2 protein-coding genes and 2 pseudogenes are annotated in these 2815 nt (G+C 63.3%); all 4 read left to right on the forward strand.

The window, feature by feature from the left end:
- Nucleotides 1-107, forward strand: a pseudogene (locus NKH05_RS32810) (IS66 family transposase); the annotation flags it as partial.
- 308 nt (nt 108-415) lie between these two features.
- Entirely contained in the window at nt 416-604 is a 189-nt protein-coding gene (locus tag NKH05_RS32815) for a hypothetical protein (protein WP_128178386.1), read from the forward strand.
- Nucleotides 591-2660, forward strand: coding sequence for a recombinase family protein (locus NKH05_RS32820; RefSeq protein ID WP_352515921.1), 2070 nt, complete (start codon nt 591-593; stop codon nt 2658-2660). Before NKH05_RS32815 ends, NKH05_RS32820 begins: the two co-directional genes overlap by 14 nt.
- Before the next feature lie 28 nt (nt 2661-2688).
- Nucleotides 2689-2815, forward strand: a pseudogene (locus tag NKH05_RS32825) (transposase domain-containing protein); the annotation flags it as partial.

Genomic DNA, 2815 nt, shown 5'->3' on the forward strand with positions numbered 1-2815 from the left:
TCAACTACATGCTGCGCCGCTGGTCATCCTTCACCCGGTTCCTCGACGATGGGCGGATCTGCCTATCCAACAATGCAGCCGAGCGAGCCCTGCGCGGCATCGCCATCTCGGGGTCATTCTGCCCATGTTGGGCAGGAGGTCGAGGTCCATTACCGTTGGCACCCGTATTTCGGACATCGGCTTCGCTGCGAGAACAGCGAAGAGCGCGCCAACGGCCGGATCATTCATCTCGTCGTCGCGCCCGGGCATGTCATTACCGCTCCGGCCTGGATGATCGATCCCGTGGCTTGCGCGGCGATGGACCTGGGCTCCCCGCGCGTATCGCTTGCCGCGCTGCTTGAGCTTCACAAGCTCTTGATCGAACGCCGTTTCCGGCGAGGCTGTCCGGATGGTTTCACCATCGCGGAGGCGCAACATGAGAACCCTGCCACCACCGACACGATCTCTCGTGGTCGTTCGCCAACTCAGCTTGCCGCTCGACTCGCAGAAGCTGAACGGGCTGAGTTCAGCGCAACGGACCATCGTGATCGCCCGGCTCGCCAACGTATTGATGGCCGCCGCCGGCGTGGCAACGGAGGAGGAGAGCTGCGATGACGAGCGGTAATCTGATTCCGACTGCCGTCCTCAAGCGCAAGGCTGTCGTCTATGTGCGTCAGTCCACTCAGGCGCAGGTCCAGCTCAACCTTGAGAGCCAACGTCGGCAATATGAGCTTGTCGACGTCGCGCGGCGCTGGGGATTCCGCAAAGTAGAGGTGATCGACGAGGATCTGGGACGAACCGCAAGCGGGGCTGTGGAGCGTCCCGGTTTCGAGCGCCTGGTCGACGATCTGTGCACCGGCCATGTGGGCGCCGTGCTTTGCCTGGAGGCGTCCCGCCTGTCGCGCAACGGGCCGGACTGGCATCGGCTGCTCGAGTTGTGCGGCGAAGTTGATGCACGCGTGATCGATCTGGACGGAGTCTACGATCCGGGATTGCCGAACGACCGCCTGCTGCTCGGTATGAAGGGCAGCATCAGCGAGTTCGAGCTCGGCGTGCTGCGTGCCCGCATGTACGAGGCCGCCCGCGCCAAGGCACAGCGCGGGGAACTGCGCATCTCCGTGCCTTTCGGCTATGTCTGGCACCGCGATTACGGTCTCGGGTTCGATCCCGACATGCGCCTGCAGGAGACCATTCGCCTGATATTCGCGCGCTTCCGCGAACTCGGCAGTGCGCGCCAGGTCCTGATCTCGATGATCGACGATGACGTGCATTTCCCCAGACCCTCCGACGGCAAGAAGATGGTGTCCTTCGACTGGGTTCCGATCCGCTACCGCAACGTGATCTCGATCCTGAAGAACCCATTCTACGCCGGCGCCTATGTCTATGGTAAGAGCGAGAAGCGCACTGAGATCGTCGATGGCCGCGTTCGCAAGAGCTATGGCCATTACAAGCCGGCTAGCGAGTGGGCGGTGGTGCTCAACGACCATCACGAAGGCTACATCGGATGGAGCGAGTACGAACGGAACCAGGAACTGCTCGCGGCCAACGCTTATGGCAAAGCCGGCGGCGTCAAGTCGGGCCGCGGCGGTCGCGCACTGCTCCCCGGTCTCATCTCCTGTGGTCGATGCGGGCGAAGACTGGTTGTCATGTATGCCGGACGCGGCCAAGGTTATCCGGTATATCGCTGCGAGCGCGGCAACCTCATGATGGCCCAGGCGCGATGCATGTCGTTCAACGGCTTTCGCACCGACGCGGCGGTGACCCGCGAAGCGCTGGAGGCGGTTGCGCCGATGGCGATCGAAGCGGCGTTGGAGGCTGAACGGATGCAGCTGGAGAGCGAAGCCAAGCGGCGGCAGATGATCGAGATGGACCTGCAGCAGGCGCGCTATGAGGCATCGCTCGCCGAGCGCCGCTATGCCGCTTGCGACCCGGAGAACCGGCTTATTGCGGCCCAGCTCGAGAGGAGTTGGGAAGCCACGCTCAGGCGCGTGGAGACCTGCGAGGCCCGGCTGAGCGAAGTCCAGCGTGTGGAGCCTGTCGACGCGGTTCCGGACTTCACGGGCCTCGCCCAGAATCTCGAGGCCACCTGGAACGCGCCGGGTGTCGACATGCGCTGTCGTCAGCAACTGCTGCGCGCGCTCATCAAGGACATCGTGGCGGATGTCGATGACGATGCGCGCGACGTGATCTTGACCATCCACTGGCACGGAGGCCAGCACTCGCAGGTACGGGTTCGCAAGCCCAAATCCGGAGAGCATGGCCAGCGTACGCCTGAGGAGGCTCTGGCGATCATGCGATCCATGGCAACCCGATGGTCGGATGCCGAAATCGCTGCCACACTCAACCGCATGGGCATGCAGACCGGTCAGGGAAAGACCTGGACCGCGCGTCGCGTCCAATCGCTGCGCACGGTGCACAAGATCAGCGGCTATCGCTCTTCCGACAAGAATGGCGAGTGGCTCACCATGTCGGACGCGGCCGCCCGGCTTGGAGTCTCGCACGTCAAAATCCGCCGGTTCATCAGGGATGGCCTCTTGCCTGCCGAGCAGGTCATGCGCGGCGCACCCTACCAGATCCGCGCCAGCGACCTCGAAGACGAACGGATCAAGGCCGATTTGGCGCGCAATACTCCGCATCGCATCCACGACGACAACCAGGAATCGCTGTTTTCCGCCATTTGAAAAGGAGGTGCATAATGAATCGGTCTTCGCTCTCGGCAGAAAGTCCTGGCTGTTCTGCGGTTCCGATCGCGGCGGACAGCGCGCGGCCGTTCTCTACAGCCTGATCGTCAGCGCCAAGATGAACGATGTCGACCCGCAGGCCTGGCTCGCCGACG

This window comes from Mesorhizobium sp. M1399 (assembly GCF_040317735.1).
Classification (GTDB): domain Bacteria; phylum Pseudomonadota; class Alphaproteobacteria; order Rhizobiales; family Rhizobiaceae; genus Mesorhizobium.